Below are 23205 nucleotides of genomic sequence, written 5' to 3'. Positions count from 1 at the left end.
GCAAATCTATCTATCGTAACAAATGTCTTACCACACCCAATACTACTATGATAACCAAACTGCAAATGGATGACAAGCTGACCGCATATGAGGCAGCATGAAATCATTTGACATTCCTGACAAAACAAAGTACATTATAAAAAGACGAACATTTTAATTTTATTTAATTCTATCATTCGCTTTTAGGGGTGTTATATATGGAAAATGTATTTGATTACGAAGATATTCAGCTGATTCCTGCAAAATGCATTGTGGACAGCCGATCTGAATGTGATACATCAGTTACATTGGGCGGACACACGTTTAAACTTCCGGTCGTGCCGGCCAACATGCAGACGATTATAGATGAAAACATCGCGGCCTGGCTCGCGGAAAACGGGTATTTTTATATCATGCACCGCTTCGAGCCGGAAAAACGCCTGGCTTTTGTCCGGGATATGAAAGTGCGCGGACTGATTTCTTCCATCAGTGTCGGCGTGAAGGAAAATGATTATGAATTCATCCGGGAGCTGAAAGCACAGGAGCTTGTGCCGGATTATATTACCATTGATATCGCGCACGGCCATTCCAATGCCGTGATCAGCATGATTCAATTTATTAAAGAACATGTCCCGGAAAGCTTTGTCATCGCAGGGAATGTCGGGACGCCTGAAGCCGTAAGGGAGCTGGAACGCGCGGGCGCTGACGCGACAAAAGTGGGAATCGGCCCCGGGAAAGTCTGCATCACCAAAATTAAAACCGGCTTCGGAACCGGCGGATGGCAATTAGCCGCGCTTCGCTGGTGCGCGAAAGCGGCGAGCAAACCGATCATTGCTGACGGCGGCATCCGCACGCACGGCGATATTGCGAAATCCATCCGATTCGGCGCATCCATGGTCATGATCGGATCATTATTCGCCGGCCACGAAGAATCACCGGGACAAACGATCGAAATCGATGGAAAGCTGTACAAAGAATATTTCGGCTCCGCTTCTGAATTTCAAAAAGGCGAAAAGAAAAACGTCGAAGGCAAAAAAATGCATGTCGAACATAAAGGGTCTTTACAGGACACGCTGGTTGAAATGGAGCAGGATCTGCAATCTTCCATCTCTTACGCCGGCGGCAATACACTCGAAGCCATTCGTAATGTCGACTACGTGATCGTAAAAAACTCTATTTTCAACGGCGACAGATTTTAACACGCAGCAGGGCCGCTCAAAGATAAAAAAATGACATTCAATATGAATGTCATTTTTTTCATTAAATACCGAAATAAAGAGCCGCACTGGCCAACAGATTAATCACAAAAATAAACAAAAAGATGTAACGAATGAATTTATTTTGCACCGGAGCAAATATAAAGAGATATAGTCCTGCCACCCCAAAAGTAAGAACAGGAAACAGCCACTCAAAGGATAAAGAAATGATATAACCGATAATCATAACAATCGGCACACCGATTAATGATAATTTACTTCTCATATGATTTCTGCCCCTTTTACTTAAAAATTGGTGTGATGTAAGCTTCAATAATGGCAGCGGCGATCAGCAGACAAATAATTATGAGCACCAATATTCCAATATGCCTGAACATTGAAGCCATTATCTTTTTTTCCTTAGAAAAACACAGCCTGATAACCAATTCAACGCCCTTAAAACCAATGGCGCCACTTAATAATAACGCGGGAACTTCAAATATACCATGAGGAATTAGCAGTAAAAAAATCTGATAAAAAGGAACCCCGCTATGCAGATTTTCTATAATAGAGCCGCTTAAAATAAACCCGTTGGTGAATAAATAAAAGATTGAGGTCAACCCAAAGGTAAAAAAACCCGCGGCTAAAAACAGACAAGCGATTGCATTGTTTTTCAGCAGTTCAACCGCGCCTGACGAGCCGTTGTAAGACGCGGTTGAAACAAAGTGATCGGAAAAAAACGCAGCGATCACACCGCCTGAAAAAAACAGCAATGACGCGGTTAACGGAATGACGGACGTCCTGATTGCCGGCAACATGCGGTTCATCATGTATAGATACTCTCAGCCAATTCTTCAATCTCTTCTAATGAATGCTCGGATGACTGATACTCCGCAGCAAAAACGCCTTCATGTATAATACCGATCGTATCACACAGCGAATGCGCCAGCTCCAACAGGTGGGTCGATAACAGGACCGTATGCCCCTGCTTGACGTACTCCTTTAATAACGTCCGTATCGTTTTACCGCTGATTAAATCAATGCCCGTCAGCGGTTCGTCAAGAATTAATATCTTTGGCTGATGAATGAGCGCAGCCGCAATTGATAATTTTTGTTTCATTCCATGTGAATATGTTTTAATCAGCTGATTTCCGTCTTGAGCAAGCTTCAGCGTCTCTAACATATTCTTTATATACTCATTTGTCCGCTGAGACGGTACTTCAAACATCTCCGCTGTAAAACGCAGGTATTCGACTCCCGTTAAGTAATCATATAAAAAGGCATGGTCGGGCACAAAACCGATATCAGCCGATATTTGCCCCCCCTCTTCTGAATCCAGTTCCTTACCGTCAATCATGACGCTGCCTGAAGTCGGTTTAAGCAGGCCCGAAATGATTTTCAAAGTCGTTGTTTTCCCGACTCCATTAGTCCCCAGCAAAGCATAAATTGAGCCTTTTTTCACCTCAAACGAAATATCTTTCAACACCTGTTTTTCACTATAGTTTTTTTGTATATTCACTAATTTAATCATTGTTCGCAAACCTTTCCGCCATATTGATTCTGCGAAGAAACAGAAACATGACTCCATAGTTTAATAGTGTGAACAGGACAAAAATACCTGATGCAGAATGAATAAGCATCGTTTCAAGTTCCGGCTTTTTATAGATAAAATACGACGTGATCGCAGCGATTTGAAGCGACACAATGAAAATGAAAGATCCGTATAAGTTGTTATACGTCTTTGCTTTCCCCGCTTCTCCAATTTCGTACATATGCTCCCAGTTTTTCTTAGGATACAGGGCGGTGCTTGAAATCTGGACAAGACTGTATAAAAAACCCGAACATAAAAACACAATAAACAAGTAAATCGTCAGCGCAGCGGAAGACGGAAAAAACACCGTAATCAAAATGGTGATGATGAACGAATAGATAAGAGCGGCGAGATTATAAATACATACTTTCGGAAACACCAGCTGCCACGCATGTTTGATATTCCGGTGAAACAGATGCTGATTTTTTATTTCTCCGTCAACTGATAATACTGTTTTGAGCGCATCTCCGACGAGCTGATACGAAAAGTTCGCAATGATAACCGCCGCAGACACGATGGCGGCTGCCGAATACCCGATAAAATGATGCGATAGAAGCGGAATACAAAAACCTAAAAACAGCATGAACAAATACATCATACTGCCGAAGTTCCTGATAAAAAACCCGTCAATTCTCGATAAGAACAGCAGATCCTTTTGAAAAACGGCATGAAATATTTTGTTATTTCTATATAATTTCAGCTTTGGCGCAAAATCTGCGTTTGTCAAAAACATATAAGGAATAAGGTCCATTTTCTTCAGCGTGGCCGACCACAGTTTAAACATCCCCGCCGTTAAAAGGACGGCGGCCGCAAACACCGCAGCGAAAACGAGCACGGAATGTGAGCGGAATGCTAACCATACATACGGCGTATTCATGAGGATGTTCCGGAAAGCCGGTGACTCCGTAAAGCTTGAAATATCCTTTGCGGTATACTCCCCAAACACGAGAAGATAAACGGCATACCCAATTGCAAGCGGAACCAGCAAGCTGATGCTGAATAAAATGCCTTTCATGATTTTCAAGTAAAACAATTTGCTCCACATATTTGTAAGAAGATAAACAACATAAGAAAACAGCATAGATAAAAATAAATTGAGAAGAAAATAAACGAAGCCCAAGAAAAATACGATGACCGCCGCAGACCCGGTCATGCCTGCGCTTGATAAAAACAAAAAGACCGGAAAAACAAAAAGATACCATACGAAAATGGTTTTTTTGATCGCCTGGCCGGCAAAAACAGAAAACAGCTGTAAAAAACGAACCTTTTTTAATTGATGAATGACCTTGCGCGTATCCAGCAGAAAGGCATTGTGGTGTTCTTTAAAGAAGCCGGCAGCCCAAAACAGCTGCTCAAGTGAAACGGCGATTAAAACAAATTGCCCCCATGCGCTGAGGGGCAGCTGAATCAGTTTTGTCCCGAATACAACACCGCATCCCAGGAAAACGAGATATAAACATAACAGAGAAATAATAATGGCAGACAGCAGTTTGCTGTTGAGTTGAGGAATGCCCCAATCTTCCTTTCTTTTTCGAAACGATGACAGGGTATTATATTTGATAAGAGCCGCAATTTGTTTGACTATCATACTTTCAATCCTTACATATGTATTTGGGAGAGAGGCTCTTTTTGCAGCTTGTACAAAAAGAGCAATTATTTATTGATCGATTTTACCAAGCAGCTGCGTATTTTTTGCCGTATTTCTTAATCATTGTTTTTGCTGTTGCAACGATTGCATAAGAAATCGCGCCTGCGCCTGTAACGATACCGATGAGAGAAATGATAGAAGCAATTGTTGATGCCGCATCAATAATATCAATTGCTTTTTTAGCTGCTGCTGTAGAGATGCCTAGAGTTGAAGCTAATTCAGCATTGGCTGAGAATGCATGAGCCGCCGCCACGTTTAATTCAGTTCCCGTTAATAATAGTGCATAAACCAATGTTGCTGCAGCAAGAGCCGCGCCAAACAAAATGAAAGACTTTTTATTAGATTTTACTAAGTTCATCATAACATCTCCCTACTCTGTTTTTTTAATTTATAATAAAATTCAGCTTAATTGACTCTCTCCCGAGCTAAATTTTATCCGCCATAAAATAGTTTAAGAAAATAGTAAAGAGTTTTAGTAAAACAAAACATCCAGTCAAAATGATTCTCTTGCCTTTACTGAGATCGGTCAGTTTTCCCGCAGCAGCATAAAGAGCCGCGATTGATATGAGCAGAAATGGATCCAGCAGCTGCAGACTCAAGCTGGTGCCGCCGGCAGAATATATAAGCGAGGAATCAGCCGTTAAGTAGTTAACAACTGAAAGAATCAACATTTTAAATGCCGAGATTAAAGAAGTCAGCGTATATAGAAGCAAATATATTTTTTTCGGTTTTTTTGTACCGAGAATAAAAGCGGCAACGAATAACAGAAATCCGCCTATCAGAATTTCCACAAAAGTTGTGAAGATCATAAACCCTTGCAGAAACATGACAATCGTACGAACACTTTTCTCCCCGATATCGTAGGTATTTTCTCCGACGGAAGAATAATACGACTGCAGAACTTTATCTGAAATACTGAATTGGAAGAGTAATGAACAGATCAAAATGATGAAAAAAGAACTTAAAAATATTTTTTTATTGCTCAATTGACCTATCATATTATCATCCTTTTCTTACAAAATAAATTAACTATTCTATACTTTTACAATTTAGTTTAATCCTATCAAAAAATCAATATCCTTTCGAAAAATATGACTTTAGAACGTGTTGACAAAGAGCACATCTTTCAGAGTTTTTGGTGCTATGTACCCTTTATTTTTTTTCGAATTTGCAAATAGTATGATTTAGACAATTGATTTGAAGTTTTAGGAAGAACCTGTCGAAAGAGACGCAGGATATAAAAAAGGAGGATATCGTCATGTATCCTCCGGATGTATGATCGCCAGCACCTGATGATCTTCCCATTTTCCATTTATTTTTACTTTTTTTCTCGCAATGCCTTCTTTATGAAAGACAGCTTTTTCGAGCACCCGGATTGACGCCTTATTGTTCGGCATGACTCCGGCTTCTATCCGATGCAGTTCCAGCTCATTGAATGCATAATCGACTGCCAGCTTGACAGCCTTCGTCGCATAGCCTTTCCCGTTATATTTGCCATCTAAAAAATAACCGATAAAAGCGCTTTGGAGGGAACCCCGAACCACCTGAAAAAGGCTGATCGTGCCAATCAGGGCCTGATCCTGAAGAAAAATGCCGAAGCTGTATTCAGTATCATTTTCCGCATTCTTCAGTGATTGTTCAATTCGTTTTTTCCGGCCTTCCAGCGTATAAAAATCCCCTTGTCTCGACATGGCAAACCGTTCAAAAAACATGCGGTTCTCCCTCTGCAAAACCAGTTCCTGCTCTGCATCATTCAAGCTGAGCGGCCTGATATCAACGCTGTTTCCTTCCTGCATATGCATCGCCGTCCTTTTGTTTTGATCAGAAACGTTTTTTTAATTGCCTCTCACCCATATGATACGGTACGCTTTATCGCATCAAGAAAATTCCAAGACTTTACGTTCACCTTTCCTTTCGTGACCTATGTCTGATGTGAGTAACCGAAACGGAAGCACAAGGTTCTTTTGTTGACTTAAACCGTGCTTTAAGCCGTATCATCATATTGTGACAAGGAAAGAATAGTTTTGGCGGGTTTCCCGATGATCTAAAAATCAATTTTACAGAATCACTGCTGTCTTATTTCATGCCTATTTGCGGGATGAATATATTGATTGGATCAAAGCTGAAATGTTGACAAAGAAATGTAAAAACAATCGGAAAAGAGGAGTTAATATGAAACTGACGGGAAATACAATACTGATTACAGGCGGAAATGCCGGAATAGGATTGGCTTTCGCAGAACGGTTTTTAAAAGCGGGAAATAAAGTCATCGTGACCGGACGGCGTGAGCACGCTCTTCAAAAAGCAAAGGAAACATACCCGGAACTTATTACATATGTCAGTGATTTGAGCATTCCATCTGAACGTATATCACTGTTTGATTGGGTGAAAAAAAATTATCCGGAAGTGAATGTGTTAGTAAACAACGCGGGGATTCAACAACGTTTTCATGTGCTGAAAGCGGATGCGAAGGACAATTGGGACTATTTCAATAAAGAAATCACAACGAACATTGAAGCTCCCTTCCACCTGTCTATGCTGTTCGCTCCGTTTTTTGCCGGAAAAGAAGATGCGGCTTTCATTAACGTCTCTTCGGGATTGGCTTTTACACCGCTTGCCATTGCACCGATCTATTCAGCAACGAAAGCGGCGCTTCATTCATTTACAATGAGTCTGAGACATCAGCTTTCTGATTCATCTGTAGAAGTGATTGAAGTTGCGCCTCCGGCGGTGAATACAGATTTAGGCGGAGCAGGGCTGCATACGCAAGGGGAACCGCTGGATGAATTCGCTGATGGGATTTTTAAAGGACTGAAAGAGGGCAAACAAGAAATCGGATATGGTTCTTCAGAAGAACGGCTGCGCATGTCACGGGATAAAGCCGATGAACATACGGCAAATATGTACCATGCGATGAAACATACAATCGAATAACCTCTTTGAAAAAGGAAAACCCGCTTCTGTTGAGCGGGTTTTCCTTTTATTAAACAGATAAACGCCTTTTTTAACAATGGTGCAAGCGCCACCGAAAGAAAGACGTCATATTTTTTCATCCTAATAATGGCGGGTTGACCCTTAGCACTCTTCCGGCGTACCGGCGTTTTTGGCCGTGCGGAAAGATGAACCGCAGCCGCAGGAAGCGATGGCATTCGGGTTGTCAATGGTGAATCATACGATCAGTTTACGTTAGATGAAAACTCGATCATATCAACGTTTATATACGCATTGTACGATTGTTATTGTTCGGTTAGATTGTTAACGCCGCATATTCCTAGCGACGAATCTCGTTAACAACATAATACCCAAACTTTCCTCGAATGACAAGCGTTGTTGTCCACATGTGCACAAAAAAACGCCCCATCCGGTTAAGGACGGGGCTGTTTATCATTTCGTAATTCCCTCGCGCGCTTTCATCAGGCGGAGATCGCTTTGTATTTCTCGAATGTAACTAGATTCGGATTCCTTGTGGTGTAAAATACGAGCTAGCCCGATCAGCACGCTGCCAAAGAAAGCCGATCCTAAAAAGGAAGCCGTGGCGTAAATCCACCGTAGCGGATGCGGTTCGGCATACGTATAGCCTTCCGATAAGCCCGGTGTATATGTTTTCAAGCCGAATCCAAGATACAAAAACGCGATAATACCTACTGCAAGTATAGCAAATCCAACGCATTGAATAAATTTAACCAAATTCCACGCCTCCCCTATTCGTAGTTAAATTATACTATCCGACCAACTTTTTCCGCAATACCTGTTCGTTATGTAAACGGACACCTACGTATTCATACGCAAGCGCCCGCAAAAAGTTCCGTTACTTTAGGGTTCCGTATGCACTTTCGAGACATCCCTGTGCGATTACAAGGCTTGCGAGGATTTTATAATTTACAAATATCTTCTGCGCATCCGGGGCGATTTTCTTTATAAAATCTGTATTACTCAAACGCTACCACCTCCCGTCTCTCATCCGTTCTAAATCATATCCGTCCTGCTGAATACGACTGATGTGCGGCTCTACAATACGGCCAACAACTTCACTATCCATCACGATAGGAGCGCCACCCTTCGTCTTAATCGCCTGCTCAATCGATCCGAGCGCGCGCAGCATATCCGAGGATAAGCCAGAATCTCCTCCGAGTCCCGTCGTGTGTCCTGCGTCTATCATCCGCATAAGATTCGCCTGTTGCGCTTCAGTAAGCACCATTTCGTTTCGTAGGGCCCGGATATCGACTTCGTGGCTCATCGGATTAGCGAATTGAGACGCTAATCCGCCGATGTGAAGTTTATTGATCTGTCCGAGGCCGATAATGCCGCCGGTGTGGTAGGCTACTTCCTGACCTCCGTGACCGTGCGTTTTCTTAAACGTTTTCTTCGAAATCTTAATCTCTTCGCCGGCCGTATTATACGTGACTAGAACTTTTTTGTTTACATCTTTGCCAAGCTCGCTGTTCATCCGTTGTGCTTCTTCGGTGATATCTTGAACGCGCCCCTTAGCAGTCCGGAGGTTAGCTATTTCGTCGTCGATCGCTTTTACGGCATCCTTATATTTCTTCTTCTTTCTGTCCGCCGCATTGGTGTTATTGACAAGGTTTGCTCTTGCAGCCTGTAGACGGCCGATTTCTTCGTTGAGTACCTTAACACCTTCGCCCTTTTTCGCGGTTAATCCAACTTGCCGGAGCTCAAGGTCGATCATTTTCTGACGAATAGTATCCAGCTTAGATAATTCTTCATTCACCTTACCAAGCTCGGTCTTTTTAGCTGAAATTTTCTGTAAGCTGGTGTCTAATTGGCTTCTTAGAGTCTTTAAGGTCCCTTTCTGAACTTCAAGGACAGTCTCTTGTGAAGCTACTTCTTTCGTGTTTCCTTCGAGTTTAGCGTCTCTTATATTCCCTTCAGTTTTTTCAATTAGAGCAAGCTGATCCGCTACCTCACTCTCGCTTTTGTGTCTCTCTTTTGTCAGGTCTTTTATTTCTCCTGTAAGCTGCTTCTGCTTACTTAGGTTGTCTTCATAATTTTTATTTGCGAGGTTTTTCTGCTTTTCCAGATCTAGTCGCAGATCTTCCGCCTTTTCCTCAGTCAGCCGCTTTAACGCCTTAGTATTTTTCGCGAACGCATTACCTTGATCGGTGATCGCAGCGCTTGTTTGCGGTGCCTTCTCTAAAACCTTGTCGTTAAGCGACAGATAGCGATCAAATTCACTGTTTGTCAGTCCGGATTTCTTACGCAGCCCTTCCTGCTCTTCCTTCATACGCTTAATTGCGTCGGAATCCGTTTCCGCTTTAATTCGGTCGTTCAAATCGAGGTAATACGCAAATTCATCCGCAGTCAATTTTGTCTTAGTCTGAAGTTTTTCAAACTCCGCAGATAAATCGTTAAGCGATTCAACTTCCTTCTGCTTAGCTTCAGCCGATTCTAAGCTCACGGTATTCATTTCGTCATAACCGGACTTGACACCGGCTAATAAGCCGCCAAGAATCGAAAGCCCGGTGATTACCCATCCGGCCGGACCCATCGCAACGAACAAACCCCGCACTGCGATTCCGAGTTTCATCATGGACGACGCAACCAGCGCCACAGCTGCCGCCGCGCCCGCCATTTCGAGGCCCGTCGTAATGATTCCCGGATTCAGTTCGCTAAGGAACTCGACCACCTTCGTACCGGTATCGACAATTTTTCGGAAAGTAGGTAAAAACTCGTTACCGATCGCAATTCCGAGACCGTCAAGCGCAGACGTAAACTGTTCGAATGACCCTTTGAGGTTATCCATCTGCGTTTTTGCTACTTTGTCCGCTGTCCCGCCGGCTTCCTTCAGCGACTTCGAATAGTTGCGCAGTCCCTTTTCTCCGACGCCCAAAAGCGTAACGAATCCGGAAGCCGCTTCAACTCCCACGAGCTGTGCCGCCGCGGCCGTTTTCTGCGCCGACGTCATCCCTTCGAATTGTTTCGAGATATGGCCGACGAGCTCTGGAATCGGCTTTAAATTTCCGTGCGCGTCCTTTACTTCGATGCCGTACTTTTTCATCGCCTTTGCCGACTGCCCTACCGGATTCGTAAGGTGCAAGAGTGACGCACGAAGCGCCGTACCCGCCATCGATCCCTGAATACCGGCGTCTGACATTTTCGCAACGGCCGTCGCAGTATCTTCGATGGAGTAACCGAGAGAGTGCGCGACAGGGGCGACGAATTTCATTGCATCGCCTAATTGCGGTAGATCCGTGTTGGCCGTCGTCATCGCTTTTACGAGTACGTCAACGGCATGCCCGGAGTCTTCCGCTTTAATGCCAAAGCCGGTCATGATATTCGAAACGATATCCGCTGAACGTCCGAGCCCTTCGCCCGAAGCCGCAGCCAAGTTAAGCACGGCCGGCAACGACCCCACTTGCGCTTTTACGCTGAAGCCCGCCATCGCGAGGTATTGAAGACCCTCGGCTGCCTCGACTGCGGTGTATTTTGTTTCGGCGCCCATCTTAGCCGCGATATTCTTCAGATCTTCGAAGTCCTGACCGGTCGCGCCGCTGATTGCTTTAACTCGCGACATGGCCTCCTCGAAGTCAGCCGCTTTTTTAACGGAAACACCGATACCGGCTACGACTGCGCCTCCGACCGCAAGCGAAGCCTTTTGGATGAGGCCCATTTGCTTCGACAAGTTTTCGGCTGATCGTCCCATTCTCGTCATGTCGCCCCTGACTTGCGTCTGTCTCCGCGACCAGTCATTCATATCAAGTACAAGGCGCGCCCGGATCTCACCTACCGTCGCTCCGCTCATTCTTTATCGCCTTCTTGCGAGCGATTGAAGAAAAGCACAATCTCCTCTGCGCTGTATTGATCTAAGACCTTAGTTGCTTCGACTATTTTTTCTCCCTGCTCGTCTGTAAAATCCCCGTCGCCTTTAAGGACTTTTTCTGTCACCCATTCGATAACACCGACTGCGTATGCGACTCTGTCCGCTTCTTCTTTCGTTACAAAAGGAATTACTTTTCCCATCTCATCCGCTCCTTTTAGGTAAAATAAAAAGGGCGCCCATTTCGGACACCCTTGCTTGATTCGTACTCTATTAAATTACTCTTGGCTGGAATACGCTTCTGGATTACGGAGATAGTCAGCCACCTGATGGCCGAACGTTTTAGTCGCAACATTATAATACTGATCATATTCCGGAATAAGTGGCTGATCTTTTTTACTCAATGCGGATTCCTTAATCTGTTGAGCTTGTTTTTGTTCTTCGGTAGACGCCACATTTGTCAGCTTCGTATTTATATGGCCGAGCTTTAGTTGGCTTGATACGTCTTTATTAACAAAAGAGGCTGCCAACGCCGGAAACTCAGCCATCATTTTCCGAGCAAAATACGGGTTATCAATCGTGTTGACGAAAGCTTCTAGTTTACTCAAACCTGATTTAGTATTTGCCGCCAGTACAGTATCCGTTTTCAGGGCGGTAAGACGTCGCTCAAATTCGGCTTCTGCTGCTGCGGACGGTTTTTCGGGCTCGGCGAGAAGGATTTCATCCGCAAAAGCGACCGCATTATCGGAAGTCTTATCGAATTCCTTTTTAGCACTCTGAAGTTGCCCTAATAGTTGGTTTAAATATTGACCACGCACCTTATCTAGTTGCTGTTTTTGGCCTACATGTGTAAGGGTAACGTCTTGAAGTATCTCCGTTTCGCGCCTCTCAAAACCCTGTTTAGCCTCCCTAACCAAGCCTTTGACTGATTCACGAATTTGTTCCATTTGCGCGTAACTCTGGCTCATCTTTTCAAATCTATTCATTATAAAGTCCTCCTTTATTTTGTCTTACTGGTTGTTTATTCAGCGGGGATTTCTCCTTTTAACCATGCCCGGTGTATTTCCGGCTCAATGATCCCGTATGGGTTTGTCCCGTTAGGTCTATACGTGAAGGTCGGCTCTGTGACGTAAATTCTCGGTTTGTACCTTTCGAATAGCCCGTCATAGGTAGCGAATTGCGCTTCGCCTATCTGTCGTCCTATATCGAAGTATGTTTGTCGGCATTGGATATCAATTAAATCGTGGTAACTGGCTGCGGCTTCTAAGTATTCCATCTTAGCTTTACGTACACGGTCAAGCGCTGCCTGCTCATGTTTGCTCTTATGTGCAATTACTTCATCTGATAACTTCCGGAGGATCTCTTCTTTCACCGCGTGTATCTTTTGTTCGTGCGCCTGCTTAACGGACGTTTTCCTCTCGGATCCGCCCGAAACTTCCAACCGCAGCGATGTAACGGCTTCTCTCGCCTTACGCTCTTTCGTTCTCTTTGCTGAAGATGCGTCGAGCGCTAGTTCCATTGTGGCCGCTTTCAAATCTTCCTCAGCCTTTTGAAGCTCCTTCGCTAACTTTTCGTCGTGTTCCTGAAGCCTTTCGAGTGCTTTTTTCTTCTGCTCCTCTAGTCCCTCAAGCTCCGACAATTTTTCTTTGAGTTCACCTGAATACTTAAACTTCATCGTACCCCTCCTAAGAAATGATAATTTTATTGTTGAAAAGGCAATTTTTCAGCAGTAATAAACGCCCCTTAAACGTCCGGCAATTACCCAGAACCTCCATCGCATCATCCATTACGGAAACTTCTTCCGGACACGCTCCCGTTTCGTTAAAATCTGTCGACGCAAATTCATGCGACTGAAACCGGCCGGTCAAACGTACAGAATTCTGATGGATGGCTGGGTACTTCGGACGCTCTGCTGCAACCATTTCGAATGCCAAGTCAATGAGCGAGTGGTCAAAGACGATCGTTAGGTCGACAACGCCCGCTAAAGCCGATGCAGCTCGTAAAGCGCGCTGAAAAGCGATATGATCGGTCAGCCGGCCGTCGTGCCTGCGCTTGCCCGCAGTGATGAAATGGCCGGCGGACTGTATGCCCTCGTAATTTGTAACGATGTAAGCGTAGGCCGACCGTTTCTCGTCGCCCACCTTCGCGATATAGAGTGTATGCTTCATATGTCCGCCTTCTCTTCCGCAAATAATTCCGCCTCATACTCATCTAACGGCATTCTTTCCGATCCGCGTAGCACAAACGCATTCTTGGCGCCGAAGTGTATTGCGGCATCGGTGGCCGCTTCAAGGAGTACACGTCGGAAATCGGTGTCACTGGCCTTCTTATTCCTTTTGATGGTCGACATAGCTATGATTCCGCCATCGCGACCCGTTACAATATAGGTTCCTCTTTCCGTATCCAGTTCGATAAGTGCGATGCGGCCGGGCAGCAACCCCGTAAAGCTCCCGCCTTTTGCCTCTCGGATGTATGAGCCGCCTGATTCTCCGTAACTCCCCCAAAATTCGGTCATTCTTGATACGCAATACATGCGGAATCCTCCTTTTGATAAACGATTTTCGGTAATTCATCGACACTTTGACTGTAAAGAATGGCCTGTGAAACTAGTAAATCTCGATGACAGCCAGTCACACGCCGCAAAATTTCTCCGGTTTCTGCATCTACCGTGAGCACTTCTTCGGGCTTTACATAGATGAAAACTTCATACAAGCGAATGCCTCCTTATTAGTGGTCATAATAAACAGATTTTTGTTGTAAAACGCACGAAATTAGACGTCATTTTCACTTTCGAATAGGAACAGTAATGCAGCTTTAATAAAGGCTAATAGGCGTTTATTTTGTTAAGAATTTGATAACCTCGTATCGAACATTCTTTCCGCCGGCCGCCGCTGCTCAATCGGTATTTTGAAGTGTACGCCGATCAGCCGCCCGTACTTGATGTAATCCGCAATAATCTTCCAGTCCTTCTTATGTCTCTTCACGCGTCGTATGAGATCTTTATCCTCCGTATATCCGGCGATCCACCCTTTATCCAGCTTCCAAAGCTCATTCACCGAGGCACCTCCGTTTCCTCGTAGAACTGAACTAGTTTGATAATCTTCTCCGGAGTGAGCTGTAACGCTTCCGTAAATCGAGTAGCGACCTTTTCAGGAAGCCGCCGGTGGCCGGATTCGATCATGGAAACCATTGGCACAGAAACCCCGGTAATCTTGGCGACGTCATATTGCGATAGCCGATAAACTTTTCGAATTTGATACAGTGAAGTCTCAGTTAGCACCTTGCCTCCCCCTCGTTTTCCTAGTTAGTGAATAAAACTTCACTAAATGGCATAAAAAAGAGCACCAAGCGCCAGCCTAGTGCTTTGCCTTCATATATACTTTTTTACTGCGGCTAAAACGTACCGCCTAACGTTTTGGGGCCCGCTTGCCACCGAACCCCTTATCTCTCTGTTTAGCAGCGTCATGCATCGCCAACTTTTCGCTGGTTACGGGCTTCTCGTGCTTCCAAGACCGGTTTATCATTTCTCGCTCACTAATCCAAAAAGGGTAATCCAACCACCACACGTAAAGTTTTTCCATTTTCTTCAACGACTTATCCGAAGTAAGTAACGCCTTATCTGCGTTTTTCTTCTTTCTTCTTAAAGTATCCAGATCTGTTTTACAGAACTGTGAGCATGTCTTGCTGTTATTTGGCTTTGTTTGATCCCTATAGTAGTAGCCGCAGTACGCGCATCGTTTAATCCGCTTGTCACCCGCGTCGTGTACGTCACCTTGAAGCAAACGCTTTATTATCGGCAGAGCTTCTGCTCTCGTTTTATTTTTGACAAACCCTATCGCAAATTCGACGGCTCCTTCTCCTGGGTTTTTAAAATTTTGGCTGATATTTTTCGGCTGCCCCAATTGATTCGCCCCTTATGAAGTTATTTTCTACTGAATGCTTTGAATTCCTCATCTAGTTGCGGCGTGTTTTTGAAGATGAACACAAGTTTTTCCTTATATTTTATACTCGGCTCTATATCAATCAGCTCGTACCCTTTCTTTATTAAGCACCGTGCAATTTTCATACTCAGTACAGCTTTTGTCGGGCGTACGTCCACTTTCTCGCCTCCTATCAAATTTCGTAAGAAGCCCACGCTTCCAACAACGAACGCATTCGCGAAGAAGGTAAGTATAGGCTGATGGGCTGCCCGTTTCTGATACGTGACCTCCAAACCCACTGAAGTAAGTCAGAAACCGCGAGCAGGTCGTCGTCCACAGTGATGTTTCGCCCCTGCCCCTCAAAAAACTTCTTTTCTTCTGGCCGAATAAACCGGTTATACATAAACGCAAGCACTGACCTATCCGAATATTCATTGGTGGCCCTGATATTCCATTCTACGAAGCTTTTTGTAAACCCCGGACCCTTCAGCGAATCTCTTTTCTGTTTTAAAGTAGTCCAAAGGATTTCCTTTCCTTTTGCCCCCATGATGTTTCTTAGGTAGTTATTAAGGTTGTTTTTTATCTCTTTTATGACACTCGGAGAATAGTTTTTAAGTCTGTTCGAACTTAGTGCGTTCCTAGACTCCCCAATATTATTTAAAGGGCCTTCATACAAGTTTATGAGATTGTAAACATCTTCGCGCTTCTCGGTTAGCCGATCATAAGTCACTAATTCCCCACCATTTAAAGACTGCTTTGAGTAAGGTATATCGAAAAGGTCAAAATAGCATCTTTGTATCTGCGCGTCGAATAAGTACGTCATAACATACGTAGTGCTGAACGCTTTGAAGACGTGGGGCGGAAAAGTCCATACCAACATTCCCTCGCCAAACTTATAGAGGTTCCCCGCGTTGGCCAGCATCTTAATATCATTGAATCTTCCAGAATCGTATCCGCTATCTATCCAGACGACACGGTTCGAGTCTTTCTCGATTTTTATTAGCCCACTTGTCATGAGCGCAGATATATCCGCCTTCCCGATCTCGGCCCGCTCAACCACATTCATGACCTCATCCAAAATCAGTGTATAGTCCTCTTCTTCAATCAAAGAGATCAATTCATCATCGGCCGATCTGAAGAGAGCATGCGTAGACGCTATGTCGTACCCATCCGCGATTAATTCCTTTAATGACCGGAGCTTCGATCCTTCTCCGTTCCGATTATTGGGTTCGTACATCTTCCTGCCGGTGACGCACTCTTTAATACGATCTACTTCGTTAAGGAATGGCGTAATGTAAATGAACTTATGGTCAGCGGGAGCCTTGTTCATGTAATCGATAGCCCACGTTGTTTTTCCGCTTCCCATTATCGAGTCAATTACTGTTATGTTCATGATACACCTCTTTTTCTTTAGTCAATTAAAGCGATGACGCAGAGCTACTCATTACCGCTTTTTATCGTTTCTCTCTTTACGGAAAAAACGCGCAAACCCTTACGTATCAAGGCTTGCAGTGTTCGTTTATCACGTTTGTTCTGATAAACATAGCAACTCCTTTAAGGACAGTCGTTGCGGATACATTAATCGCGATAAAGGTATTAGAATAAATATCTGCGGACGGCGGAGCCGGGCGCCATGTTTTACTTCCGCCTTCGTTCCTCTTCTAAGCATCGTCATCGACCTCCCACTTATTAACTGCGAATAAATTTCCGGAACAGGACGCACTTAATTAGATGCAGCCGCGGACACTTTCGCGCAATTTTCATATCGGCCCTGCGTTTAACCGGCTTTTATTGCGGAACATCAATCAATTAACTTTTCCGGAACATCGTGAACAGTTCCCGACTGTCCCTCGATCTTATAGATCCGCTCTTCGTGCTGCCGGCCGATTATCTTACCGGTCATGGCTTCGGCTGATAACCACGTCAGGCCCTCCGACCGCGTTCCCCAATAACGCACAGTTTCGCCTACTTTATACACGGTTTTCGCCTCCCGTGAAAAACATCCGCATGAACTGCGCGACACTCATGTCTATTATTTCGCGGCCGTCGAGCATCTTTAGGGCCGCCGTAGCCTTAGCGAATTCAAATGAGAACGATTCCGGGTGTGCATCGTCGTACAAGTGGTATCCGTCATTCTTTTGCGTTAGGCCGCCCGTGTCGTAAAACGCAAATCTGCCGCCGCCCCACGCATCAAAGTCGCACAATGCTACCGTATCCGCTGCGATTAAATAGGCGTCGTGGGTTTCTTTATAGGGAAAATCCGCCGATCCGTGTCGGACCAGATGCACCTTCTGCGCTTGGAACTGGCTCATGCCGGCAGCATCTCCTTTCCGTACTTACCTACCATGAACAACATAAGCTCGACCGCGGACATGGCTGCGATCTCCTCTAACCCCGGAATGCGTCCATTTTTTGGCGTTGAATACATCACATTTTCGCTTATTTCGGAGTGCCAGCCGATTTCTGGACCATGTGGACCGTCATATATCGAGTAAATGCCGGTCATTGTGAACACGCAGCCGTTACCAAGATCAATAGCCTCGACTGTCTCCTCAATCCGCTTGCCTTCTTCCATAAAATAAAAGTGTGTGATATTGATTTTCTCCATGTTATTTCCTCCTTTAGTTGTAAGTAATTCGGCAAGCTTAGATATAAGGTACAATCGCACGTTCTAAGTCGGTCCTTTCTTTTCTAAGCGCTGATCTATCCTCATGTAGTCGCTTATTATCTGCGCAAAGAGCTGCTAAACGGCTGTTTAACGCCGCAGTTTCTTCGGTACCTGCGTCAATTAATTCGAAGCGCACTTTAGCGATTTCGTAACTATTTTCGTGAAAAGCGAGTTCAGCTTCGCACCATTTGCGGTGGATCTCGTCTCTTCTCGCGATCAGAGTCTTTTTAGTCGATTCCTTAAGCGATTGGCGTACCTCTTCCGAGAGGTTGTGCGGTGACTGTAGCGCGTAATCAATAGGGAAAACGTCCAAGACGATGCCATTCTCAGCGATAACAAGGCGCACTCTTTCGTTATAGTTATCGTAAACGGCTTGGCTTCCGCTTGTTGATTCGAGCGACCAAACGAATGAAGAACCTTGCGCATATTTCGGCAATACGTTTTGTGCTTGCGTTTTTGTAAGACCGAGACGAGCTACCGCGTTTTTTACTGCCGATCGAGAAACGTTATATTTATTCATTGTCGAACCCTCCGAAGTTGTTGTTTTGAGCGCCGGAATCCGTTTTCCAAACCGCCCATACCATGCAGCCTAAGATAAACACTACGATTACTGCGGATATTGGAAATATCCATGTGAAATCGACTGGCATATCATTGACCTCCATTCAATTTCCCGAAGGTGTTCGCATACTGTTCGCCTTGTAAAATCCGGTGACAACGGATAAAATACAAAATAAGTAACAAAACCTTCGGGTTCTTTTGGTTGTTTAAAAAGCTGTTATGTGCAAGTAACAGCGATTGACAAATACGATTACTCCGCCAAGAGTGTAAATGTCGTGTTTGTTGTATCTTCTAACTGAGATTTACGGGTCGCCCGCGCCAACGGGTCGGCCTTTTTGTTATGCGTTCGCCAAAACGCGTTAACCAAATTTTAATAATGAGTATGCCCGCCAAGTTTTTATCAGCGGGCTATGTTTGTTTCTACGCCCCCGGGCTTATCTCGGCCACTTTATATTCTGACTTCGCCTCTTTCGTCGACACCTCGTCCTTGTTAAGATACCCTAGCGATACTAATACGGTTCCAATAGCTAAAACAGTTAACAACTTCTTCTTCAAAATTAAACTCCACCTTTTCGCTTAGATTTATCGACTTGAGAGCCTCTACTTGCGCTAGGTCGACTCCAAAACACGCAAGGTCATCGGCTATTAAATTAGCAAACAAGAAATTCTTTCGACTAAAAAAGTATTTATAACCCTCGTAGATTTTTGACAGCGAGTTTTCTAGCCGATACTCAAAATACTTTATGAAATCTGAATCACTTTTCAATCTCATTCTTTCCGCAAATCCCGCCACGCCTTGGATGGCCGCTCCTTCTTTTACGTCATAGTACAATCGCGCTAGTTCTAAATGCATTCGGGATTCTTCGATCAAGTCAGTGCGTTCAATCTCTTTCATCAATTCATAACTGCGTTCTAAACTCTTTATGCAAACATCCTTGTCTCTGCCTAGGTATGTCATCCCAATACAATAATAACCGTCTGACATAGTTTTATTGCTGATATTACTGTAAAGTAGAATTTTTGCAAATTTGCGCGAAGCTTCAAAATTATTAAAATGTAAGTGTACCGGCATTAACACCTCAGCCAATCGGTAAATGTAGCACTGTCTAAAGAAGGCGCTTCTTTCTTGGCTGATGTTTTGTATTTCTTTTTCAATTATATTTGCCGACTGGAGTATGCCTAGAAAGTCCTTTTGATAGTAAAGCAAATAGCATTTGTAGATATCCACTATAACCGCAAGGTTTTTATCCTTTGAAATTCGAACCTGTTTCAGCAAATCATACAAGTCTAGGAAAGCAATCTCTTTCCTCATAAATCTATAAATCAAGCTGTAAATGCCATAGTATGCACTTAAAGCATCGTCGCCTTCTGCACTGTCTAACAAGTCCCCCAGCAGCTCAATATCTCTTTTTATCGCTGCGTATTCAAAGGCATGTTTTATGCCTTCAGTGGTAGTGAGTAAATGACACCATTTATTCATTTTTGTGTGATAGTCCGCACCATTACAGACTTGGGCGATTTTGAGCATAGTTATAAATCCTATAGTTCCACGATTTTTTATTTCATAAATACTGCGGGCAGAAACTCCCGCCATGCTGGCGACCTCTTTGTAACTTAAGTCGCTGTCCTCAATTAAGTTCAATATTTCATCAGATAAACTTTTCAACCTTTTCCCCTTCTTCCTCGAAGTGATTGTGCATCCAGAAACGAATAGAAAAACAGACGGCAATAGTTTATAATTTCCTTCGTAAAGCCCGATAAAAGCTTTGCGGAGGTGTTTAATCGGTGAAGTACAGACCGGGACGGTGTCTACTTCGCGACTTGTTAGTCGAATGTGGCTTTACACAAACGATGCTTGCGGACAAAAGCGGTTACGATAAGAGTCATATCTCTAAGTACGTACAGGGTAAACAAGAAATGACTCTCGGAACTGCTCGAACGTTTGCGCAGATCTTAAACTGCACCATAGATGATCTGTACGAATGGATTCCGCAAGAATAGACAGTCGCTGGCGGGATTAAGCATCACCCGTCAACCGAGAAGTGGCTTACATAAGCCACCTGAATTTTCACCCGTACAAGTGTTCCCTTGTTGTTCACTATATTACCTGATTATTGAGAATTTTTCCGTCGAAATATGTCGAAAGTCACAAAGTTTTTAGAGGTAATTGTTGACAAACGAGTCTAAACTACTTGAAAAGCCTGCCGATGGCTTTTCCGGCCGCCCTCCGGACAATTCTTTGACCGATTTTCCCGCGTTTGACTGCGTTGACATCACCGAGAATTCGCGCAATCAGGTAAAGCGTACTACGGATATTCATGAAACCACCGCCTTTTTCTTCGCTTTCCTTTCGGCAACCGTGAGCATGAATTCAAGAACCGACATACTCGCGAGCTTTTGGATCGGGACATCGGAGAGCCAACCATCATCGTATATATCGTGTAAGACGTGGTCATTGTCTCCGATCTCCCACGCACCGGGATCGCCAGCCATTTCATAAAGCATGATACCGCAACCCTCTTCGTAGCCAATCGCTAAATTACCGCCTAAGTGAACGAGCTGTTTGTCCTTCCGCAAGTCTTTTCCTTCTCCTGCGAAATTATATATAACGTACTCAGCCGGAATAAGGCTGTTTTTATTGATAACGTTTGTCATAACGGATCATCCTTTCGTTTAGTGACGTCCGACGACTTCGCTGCCGCCGAACGCCGTTTTGTTATTCATCGGGACAGCAACTTCCACACGATCAAACCGCAATATACGACCGCTGTGCCAAGTCCGATGAAGTCTAAAACAGAAAGTGCTGTAAAATTCATGCTTGCGATCCAGAAACAAAGGGCAACGATTAGGAAAATTTCGATTGTATTAATCTTTTTCATATGTGGTATAATTGATTGAACAGCCGGGGCTTTCGCCCCGTCTTGGTTACTTGCGACGTTTCTTCTTGGAGGGAGAGCGTCGCTTTTTGCTTTTCGTCTCTTTTCGCATCTTGCGAAGTTCTAACGCGAGTTTCAGAATCGTTAGCCAAGATGCGGCGATAACGGAAAGCTTTGTGATTAGTTCAATCAATCTTCCGTCCTCCTTTCTGTTTTTGAAGGACTGCTGTTCCGTCCTTCTAATACTATAATACACTTTTGTGTAGTTTAAGTCAACACATTTATGTATTTTTTCTACACTTTTTTGTATCATTCCTATGCATATATGTTATAATAAGTGCATAAACATAGCAAGCATTTTCGGAGGTATTAGAATGACGAAGAAATCATTAACCTTAAAACCAAACTATAAACCACTAGAGATGACTTTATTAAAGAAAGACATAACAAAGAAACAACTAAAGGATGATCTACGCATCTCCCCGACAATCATGGCGAAGTTCTCAGCCGGCGAGTTTGTTTCGTTGACTACAATCGCTTATATTTGCGAATACTTAGACTGCCCTATCGAAGATGTCGTCCAATTCGAACGCCAAGACTGACCCACCCTCCACACAACGCCTTCCTACGCTGATATAATTGACGTAGGGAGGTGTTTTTAATGGGAAATATAAAATGTGCGGCTTGTGGATTCGAAGAAGGTGAGCGAAGTTTTGTCACAATTGCGGCAGATAAGGACTACGTTTTTCTCGTGAAAAGTAGAGGATTGAACTCGGCAACTAACGATAGAGACCCAGCTAAACTAGTTATGTGCCCGGATTGCAAAACGGTCCGCATTCGATAGATTACTGACGCTGAACAATCAGCGTCTTTTTTTTATGCGCAAAGCAACCCGCCGAGTTTAAAATTTTGTGCGCTAATTAAAAACAGCAGTTGCGGGGGTCGTGTTCGGGGGCTTTGGGGGTCGGGTGGTTGAAAAATATTCTTTTCGGATGGTTCTGTATACTTCATTCATATAATTGAATAATGAATTTAACAGAATGAACTTGAGTTACATTCGCAATCATCGACAATCATTGATACAACAACGTTTAAAGACGTTTCGAACGCGCATTGTTTCTTACGTATTTTATGCAACGCTTAAACCGCGCCGTATCAACGTCATGCCGGATGCCCTATGCCGCATACAATGTATAAGATACTGCATACTGGTTATGCGTTAGTGTTACATGCAGTAATACACATGGACGCAATATGTCCCGAATATACTGCGGCCTATTATCCGTCTAATCGTTGATCTGACGCGGTTTGTTGCGCCTTCATTCCTGTGCTACCTACCGCATGCCTACGACTCTGTGCCGTATTGCTGGCGTAACATGCCGCCACCCCATGAGTTCGGGGCGGCCGTCCTCGGTAGGCACGGCTGGTTACTGCGGCCCCTATACTTCGATAGCCTCGTAAGCTGCTTCGATCTCTTCCGCAGTAATGCCGATATATCTCAACGTCTGCGCCTCCGAACTATGGCCGAATATCTTCATAATCCGTGTGATATCGATTCCTTTGGCGTGCAGTTGATAGCCGAATGTTTTACGCAGCGTATGCGTACCGATCGCAATGTCTAAGCCGGCCCGATCAGCGGCAGCTTTTAAAATGTTATACGCCTGCACACGGCTAATCGGTTTATTTACACCTTTGCGCGAACGAAAGATATACGCATCATCAGGGCCGGCCAACTTAGCGGCCGCAAGCTGAACCGTTTTCGATAGCTTTATCGGCCGCATCTTCCCCGTTTTCCCTTCCCGTAGCTTTAAATGCGTTTGTCCGCGTAGATCGCCGTTCTTCAGCGTTAATAAGTCGGAGATACGCAGCCCCAACGACACACCGAAAACAAACATGTCCTTGTCACGTCCGTTCAGTGCGTTCTTCATACGGTTAATGTCTCGCTTCGTTTTAATTGCATCCACAGCGTTTGCCATTATGTAACACCTCGT

Annotated in this window: 34 protein-coding genes and 1 pseudogene; 4 read left to right on the top strand and 31 right to left on the bottom strand. The window is 44.3% G+C overall.

The window, feature by feature from the left end:
• Nucleotides 1-197: 197 nt before the first annotated feature.
• Complete coding sequence (gene guaC, locus NQS30_RS03215; RefSeq protein WP_015240502.1) at nucleotides 198-1178, top strand: GMP reductase; 981 nt, start codon at nucleotides 198-200, stop codon at nucleotides 1176-1178.
• A 61-nt stretch (nucleotides 1179-1239) separates the two neighbouring features.
• Here the strand turns inward: guaC and NQS30_RS03210 are convergent, their stop codons facing one another.
• From NQS30_RS03210 to NQS30_RS03180, 7 genes are all read right to left on the bottom strand, one after another.
• The gene (locus NQS30_RS03210) at nucleotides 1240-1461 is read right to left on the bottom strand and encodes a DUF5970 family protein (RefSeq protein ID WP_003151978.1); all 222 of its coding nucleotides are present in this window, start codon (nucleotides 1459-1461) and stop codon (nucleotides 1240-1242) included.
• A gap of 16 nt (nucleotides 1462-1477) precedes the next feature.
• Nucleotides 1478-2005 (bottom strand): stage II sporulation protein M, encoded by a 528-nt coding sequence (locus tag NQS30_RS03205; protein WP_025285208.1) that lies wholly within the window; start codon nucleotides 2003-2005, stop codon nucleotides 1478-1480.
• The gene (locus tag NQS30_RS03200) at nucleotides 2002-2706 is read right to left on the bottom strand and encodes an ABC transporter ATP-binding protein (protein ID WP_015240505.1); all 705 of its coding nucleotides are present in this window, start codon (nucleotides 2704-2706) and stop codon (nucleotides 2002-2004) included. Before NQS30_RS03200 ends, NQS30_RS03205 begins: the two co-directional genes overlap by 4 nt.
• Nucleotides 2699-4354, bottom strand: coding sequence for a hypothetical protein (locus NQS30_RS03195; protein WP_124692750.1), 1656 nt, complete (start codon nucleotides 4352-4354; stop codon nucleotides 2699-2701). Before NQS30_RS03195 ends, NQS30_RS03200 begins: the two co-directional genes overlap by 8 nt.
• Nucleotides 4355-4436: 82 nt before the next feature.
• Nucleotides 4437-4772, bottom strand: coding sequence for an uberolysin/carnocyclin family circular bacteriocin (locus NQS30_RS03190; RefSeq protein ID WP_003151973.1), 336 nt, complete (start codon nucleotides 4770-4772; stop codon nucleotides 4437-4439).
• A 67-nt stretch (nucleotides 4773-4839) separates the two neighbouring features.
• Nucleotides 4840-5412 (bottom strand): hypothetical protein, encoded by a 573-nt coding sequence (locus NQS30_RS03185; RefSeq protein WP_007408715.1) that lies wholly within the window; start codon nucleotides 5410-5412, stop codon nucleotides 4840-4842.
• A 258-nt stretch (nucleotides 5413-5670) separates the two neighbouring features.
• A complete protein-coding gene (locus NQS30_RS03180) occupies nucleotides 5671-6210 on the bottom strand; it encodes a GNAT family N-acetyltransferase (RefSeq protein ID WP_025285210.1) in 540 nt (179 codons plus the stop codon).
• 376 nt (nucleotides 6211-6586) lie between these two features.
• On the opposite strand from NQS30_RS03180, the gene NQS30_RS03175 reads away from it, so the two are divergent.
• Nucleotides 6587-7348, top strand: a complete 762-nt coding sequence (locus NQS30_RS03175; protein WP_122504172.1) for an SDR family oxidoreductase — start codon at nucleotides 6587-6589, stop codon at nucleotides 7346-7348.
• A gap of 141 nt (nucleotides 7349-7489) precedes the next feature.
• On the opposite strand, the pseudogene NQS30_RS03170 reads toward NQS30_RS03175, so the two are convergent.
• From NQS30_RS03170 to NQS30_RS03075, 20 genes and pseudogenes are all read right to left on the bottom strand, one after another.
• Nucleotides 7490-7582: pseudogene (locus NQS30_RS03170) on the bottom strand (iron-sulfur cluster assembly accessory protein); the annotation flags it as partial.
• A gap of 216 nt (nucleotides 7583-7798) precedes the next feature.
• Nucleotides 7799-8101, bottom strand: coding sequence for a hypothetical protein (locus tag NQS30_RS03165; protein ID WP_095352705.1), 303 nt, complete (start codon nucleotides 8099-8101; stop codon nucleotides 7799-7801).
• Between the two features lie 253 nt (nucleotides 8102-8354).
• Complete coding sequence (locus NQS30_RS03160; RefSeq protein WP_218791347.1) at nucleotides 8355-11174, bottom strand: phage tail tape measure protein; 2820 nt, start codon at nucleotides 11172-11174, stop codon at nucleotides 8355-8357.
• Nucleotides 11171-11392, bottom strand: coding sequence for a hypothetical protein (locus NQS30_RS03155; protein WP_095352703.1), 222 nt, complete (start codon nucleotides 11390-11392; stop codon nucleotides 11171-11173). The genes NQS30_RS03160 and NQS30_RS03155 overlap by 4 nt, the downstream gene beginning before the upstream one ends.
• A gap of 75 nt (nucleotides 11393-11467) precedes the next feature.
• Entirely contained in the window at nucleotides 11468-12175 is a 708-nt protein-coding gene (locus NQS30_RS03150) for a hypothetical protein (protein ID WP_218791348.1), read from the bottom strand.
• A 35-nt stretch (nucleotides 12176-12210) separates the two neighbouring features.
• The gene (locus NQS30_RS03145) at nucleotides 12211-12864 is read right to left on the bottom strand and encodes a hypothetical protein (protein ID WP_095352701.1); all 654 of its coding nucleotides are present in this window, start codon (nucleotides 12862-12864) and stop codon (nucleotides 12211-12213) included.
• Between the two features lie 10 nt (nucleotides 12865-12874).
• Nucleotides 12875-13357 carry a hypothetical protein gene (locus NQS30_RS03140; RefSeq protein ID WP_218791349.1) on the bottom strand — a complete coding sequence of 161 codons (483 nt, stop codon included), beginning with the start codon at nucleotides 13355-13357 and terminating at the stop codon, nucleotides 12875-12877.
• Nucleotides 13354-13722 (bottom strand): hypothetical protein, encoded by a 369-nt coding sequence (locus NQS30_RS03135; protein WP_095352699.1) that lies wholly within the window; start codon nucleotides 13720-13722, stop codon nucleotides 13354-13356. The genes NQS30_RS03140 and NQS30_RS03135 overlap by 4 nt, the downstream gene beginning before the upstream one ends.
• Nucleotides 13701-13901 carry a hypothetical protein gene (locus NQS30_RS03130; protein ID WP_039063552.1) on the bottom strand — a complete coding sequence of 67 codons (201 nt, stop codon included), beginning with the start codon at nucleotides 13899-13901 and terminating at the stop codon, nucleotides 13701-13703. Before NQS30_RS03130 ends, NQS30_RS03135 begins: the two co-directional genes overlap by 22 nt.
• Nucleotides 13902-14032: 131 nt before the next feature.
• Nucleotides 14033-14245, bottom strand: coding sequence for a hypothetical protein (locus NQS30_RS03125; protein ID WP_110085454.1), 213 nt, complete (start codon nucleotides 14243-14245; stop codon nucleotides 14033-14035).
• Nucleotides 14242-14469, bottom strand: a complete 228-nt coding sequence (locus NQS30_RS03120) for a helix-turn-helix domain-containing protein (protein WP_025853904.1) — start codon at nucleotides 14467-14469, stop codon at nucleotides 14242-14244. Before NQS30_RS03120 ends, NQS30_RS03125 begins: the two co-directional genes overlap by 4 nt.
• Before the next feature lie 127 nt (nucleotides 14470-14596).
• Nucleotides 14597-15091: a hypothetical protein gene (locus NQS30_RS03115; RefSeq protein ID WP_218791350.1), complete on the bottom strand. Its 495-nt coding sequence runs from the start codon at nucleotides 15089-15091 to the stop codon at nucleotides 14597-14599.
• A gap of 20 nt (nucleotides 15092-15111) precedes the next feature.
• Nucleotides 15112-15255 carry a DUF5659 domain-containing protein gene (locus NQS30_RS03110; RefSeq protein WP_223203794.1) on the bottom strand — a complete coding sequence of 48 codons (144 nt, stop codon included), beginning with the start codon at nucleotides 15253-15255 and terminating at the stop codon, nucleotides 15112-15114.
• Nucleotides 15256-15302: 47 nt separating this feature from the next.
• Nucleotides 15303-16502 (bottom strand): hypothetical protein, encoded by a 1200-nt coding sequence (locus NQS30_RS03105; protein ID WP_232603437.1) that lies wholly within the window; start codon nucleotides 16500-16502, stop codon nucleotides 15303-15305.
• Nucleotides 16503-16910: 408 nt separating this feature from the next.
• Nucleotides 16911-17087, bottom strand: a complete 177-nt coding sequence (locus tag NQS30_RS03100) for a hypothetical protein (RefSeq protein ID WP_164461506.1) — start codon at nucleotides 17085-17087, stop codon at nucleotides 16911-16913.
• Nucleotides 17080-17421, bottom strand: coding sequence for a hypothetical protein (locus NQS30_RS03095; protein ID WP_218791351.1), 342 nt, complete (start codon nucleotides 17419-17421; stop codon nucleotides 17080-17082). Before NQS30_RS03095 ends, NQS30_RS03100 begins: the two co-directional genes overlap by 8 nt.
• On the bottom strand, nucleotides 17418-17717 hold the full coding sequence (locus tag NQS30_RS03090; RefSeq protein ID WP_218791352.1) for a hypothetical protein: 300 nt from the start codon (nucleotides 17715-17717) through the stop codon (nucleotides 17418-17420). Before NQS30_RS03090 ends, NQS30_RS03095 begins: the two co-directional genes overlap by 4 nt.
• 37 nt (nucleotides 17718-17754) lie before the next feature.
• Complete coding sequence (locus NQS30_RS03085) at nucleotides 17755-18297, bottom strand: hypothetical protein (RefSeq protein ID WP_095352693.1); 543 nt, start codon at nucleotides 18295-18297, stop codon at nucleotides 17755-17757.
• Entirely contained in the window at nucleotides 18290-18427 is a 138-nt protein-coding gene (locus NQS30_RS03080; RefSeq protein WP_165406495.1) for a hypothetical protein, read from the bottom strand. The genes NQS30_RS03085 and NQS30_RS03080 overlap by 8 nt, the downstream gene beginning before the upstream one ends.
• A gap of 401 nt (nucleotides 18428-18828) precedes the next feature.
• Entirely contained in the window at nucleotides 18829-20004 is a 1176-nt protein-coding gene (locus NQS30_RS03075; RefSeq protein ID WP_095352692.1) for an AimR family lysis-lysogeny pheromone receptor, read from the bottom strand.
• Between the two features lie 119 nt (nucleotides 20005-20123).
• On the opposite strand from NQS30_RS03075, the gene NQS30_RS03070 reads away from it, so the two are divergent.
• Nucleotides 20124-20339: a helix-turn-helix domain-containing protein gene (locus tag NQS30_RS03070; RefSeq protein WP_014470968.1), complete on the top strand. Its 216-nt coding sequence runs from the start codon at nucleotides 20124-20126 to the stop codon at nucleotides 20337-20339.
• A 187-nt stretch (nucleotides 20340-20526) separates the two neighbouring features.
• Here NQS30_RS03070 and NQS30_RS03065 read toward each other — a convergent pair whose 3' ends face one another.
• From NQS30_RS03065 to NQS30_RS03055, 3 genes are all read right to left on the bottom strand, one after another.
• A complete protein-coding gene (locus NQS30_RS03065; protein WP_014470969.1) occupies nucleotides 20527-20658 on the bottom strand; it encodes a hypothetical protein in 132 nt (43 codons plus the stop codon).
• A complete protein-coding gene (locus NQS30_RS03060; protein WP_095352691.1) occupies nucleotides 20655-20993 on the bottom strand; it encodes a hypothetical protein in 339 nt (112 codons plus the stop codon). The genes NQS30_RS03065 and NQS30_RS03060 overlap by 4 nt, the downstream gene beginning before the upstream one ends.
• 270 nt (nucleotides 20994-21263) lie before the next feature.
• A complete protein-coding gene (locus NQS30_RS03055; protein WP_179288764.1) occupies nucleotides 21264-21407 on the bottom strand; it encodes a hypothetical protein in 144 nt (47 codons plus the stop codon).
• A 181-nt stretch (nucleotides 21408-21588) separates the two neighbouring features.
• Here NQS30_RS03055 and NQS30_RS03050 point away from each other — a divergent pair, with 181 nt between their 5' ends.
• Nucleotides 21589-21816, top strand: a complete 228-nt coding sequence (locus NQS30_RS03050) for a helix-turn-helix domain-containing protein (RefSeq protein ID WP_095352690.1) — start codon at nucleotides 21589-21591, stop codon at nucleotides 21814-21816.
• Nucleotides 21817-22653: 837 nt separating this feature from the next.
• Here NQS30_RS03050 and NQS30_RS03045 read toward each other — a convergent pair.
• On the bottom strand, nucleotides 22654-23190 hold the full coding sequence (locus tag NQS30_RS03045) for a tyrosine-type recombinase/integrase (protein ID WP_095352688.1): 537 nt from the start codon (nucleotides 23188-23190) through the stop codon (nucleotides 22654-22656).
• Nucleotides 23191-23205: the final 15 nt, after the last annotated feature.

The organism is Bacillus sp. B1(2022) (assembly GCF_040259625.1).
Classification (GTDB): domain Bacteria; phylum Bacillota; class Bacilli; order Bacillales; family Bacillaceae; genus Bacillus; species Bacillus velezensis.
This window is presented reverse-complemented; position numbering and strand designations above follow the sequence as displayed.

Excerpts from the sequence above, each read along its gene's own strand:
- NQS30_RS03160 (WP_218791347.1), bottom strand. The coding sequence starts at position 11,174 with ATGAGCGGAGCGACGGTAGGTGAGATCCGGGCGCGCCTTGTACTTGAT.
- NQS30_RS03135 (WP_095352699.1), bottom strand. The coding sequence starts at position 13,722 with ATGTATTGCGTATCAAGAATGACCGAATTTTGGGGGAGTTACGGAGAA.
- NQS30_RS03090 (WP_218791352.1), bottom strand. The coding sequence starts at position 17,717 with ATGGAGAAAATCAATATCACACACTTTTATTTTATGGAAGAAGGCAAG.
- NQS30_RS03195 (WP_124692750.1), bottom strand. The coding sequence starts at position 4,354 with ATGATAGTCAAACAAATTGCGGCTCTTATCAAATATAATACCCTGTCA.
- NQS30_RS03155 (WP_095352703.1), bottom strand. The coding sequence starts at position 11,392 with ATGGGAAAAGTAATTCCTTTTGTAACGAAAGAAGAAGCGGACAGAGTC.
- NQS30_RS03085 (WP_095352693.1), bottom strand. The coding sequence starts at position 18,297 with ATGAATAAATATAACGTTTCTCGATCGGCAGTAAAAAACGCGGTAGCT.
- NQS30_RS03210 (WP_003151978.1), bottom strand. The coding sequence starts at position 1,461 with ATGAGAAGTAAATTATCATTAATCGGTGTGCCGATTGTTATGATTATC.
- NQS30_RS03140 (WP_218791349.1), bottom strand. The coding sequence starts at position 13,357 with ATGAAGCATACACTCTATATCGCGAAGGTGGGCGACGAGAAACGGTCG.
- NQS30_RS03105 (WP_232603437.1), bottom strand. The coding sequence starts at position 16,502 with ATGAACATAACAGTAATTGACTCGATAATGGGAAGCGGAAAAACAACG.
- NQS30_RS03095 (WP_218791351.1), bottom strand. The coding sequence starts at position 17,421 with ATGAGCCAGTTCCAAGCGCAGAAGGTGCATCTGGTCCGACACGGATCG.
- NQS30_RS03180 (WP_025285210.1), bottom strand. The coding sequence starts at position 6,210 with ATGCAGGAAGGAAACAGCGTTGATATCAGGCCGCTCAGCTTGAATGAT.
- guaC (WP_015240502.1), top strand. The coding sequence starts at position 198 with ATGGAAAATGTATTTGATTACGAAGATATTCAGCTGATTCCTGCAAAA.
- NQS30_RS03175 (WP_122504172.1), top strand. The coding sequence starts at position 6,587 with ATGAAACTGACGGGAAATACAATACTGATTACAGGCGGAAATGCCGGA.
- NQS30_RS03200 (WP_015240505.1), bottom strand. The coding sequence starts at position 2,706 with ATGATTAAATTAGTGAATATACAAAAAAACTATAGTGAAAAACAGGTG.
- NQS30_RS03205 (WP_025285208.1), bottom strand. The coding sequence starts at position 2,005 with ATGATGAACCGCATGTTGCCGGCAATCAGGACGTCCGTCATTCCGTTA.
- NQS30_RS03045 (WP_095352688.1), bottom strand. The coding sequence starts at position 23,190 with ATGGCAAACGCTGTGGATGCAATTAAAACGAAGCGAGACATTAACCGT.
- NQS30_RS03050 (WP_095352690.1), top strand. The coding sequence starts at position 21,589 with ATGACGAAGAAATCATTAACCTTAAAACCAAACTATAAACCACTAGAG.
- NQS30_RS03150 (WP_218791348.1), bottom strand. The coding sequence starts at position 12,175 with ATGAATAGATTTGAAAAGATGAGCCAGAGTTACGCGCAAATGGAACAA.
- NQS30_RS03060 (WP_095352691.1), bottom strand. The coding sequence starts at position 20,993 with ATGACAAACGTTATCAATAAAAACAGCCTTATTCCGGCTGAGTACGTT.
- NQS30_RS03080 (WP_165406495.1), bottom strand. The coding sequence starts at position 18,427 with ATGCCAGTCGATTTCACATGGATATTTCCAATATCCGCAGTAATCGTA.
- NQS30_RS03185 (WP_007408715.1), bottom strand. The coding sequence starts at position 5,412 with ATGATAGGTCAATTGAGCAATAAAAAAATATTTTTAAGTTCTTTTTTC.
- NQS30_RS03145 (WP_095352701.1), bottom strand. The coding sequence starts at position 12,864 with ATGAAGTTTAAGTATTCAGGTGAACTCAAAGAAAAATTGTCGGAGCTT.
- NQS30_RS03065 (WP_014470969.1), bottom strand. The coding sequence starts at position 20,658 with ATGAATATCCGTAGTACGCTTTACCTGATTGCGCGAATTCTCGGTGAT.
- NQS30_RS03190 (WP_003151973.1), bottom strand. The coding sequence starts at position 4,772 with ATGAACTTAGTAAAATCTAATAAAAAGTCTTTCATTTTGTTTGGCGCG.
- NQS30_RS03110 (WP_223203794.1), bottom strand. The coding sequence starts at position 15,255 with ATGAAAATTGCACGGTGCTTAATAAAGAAAGGGTACGAGCTGATTGAT.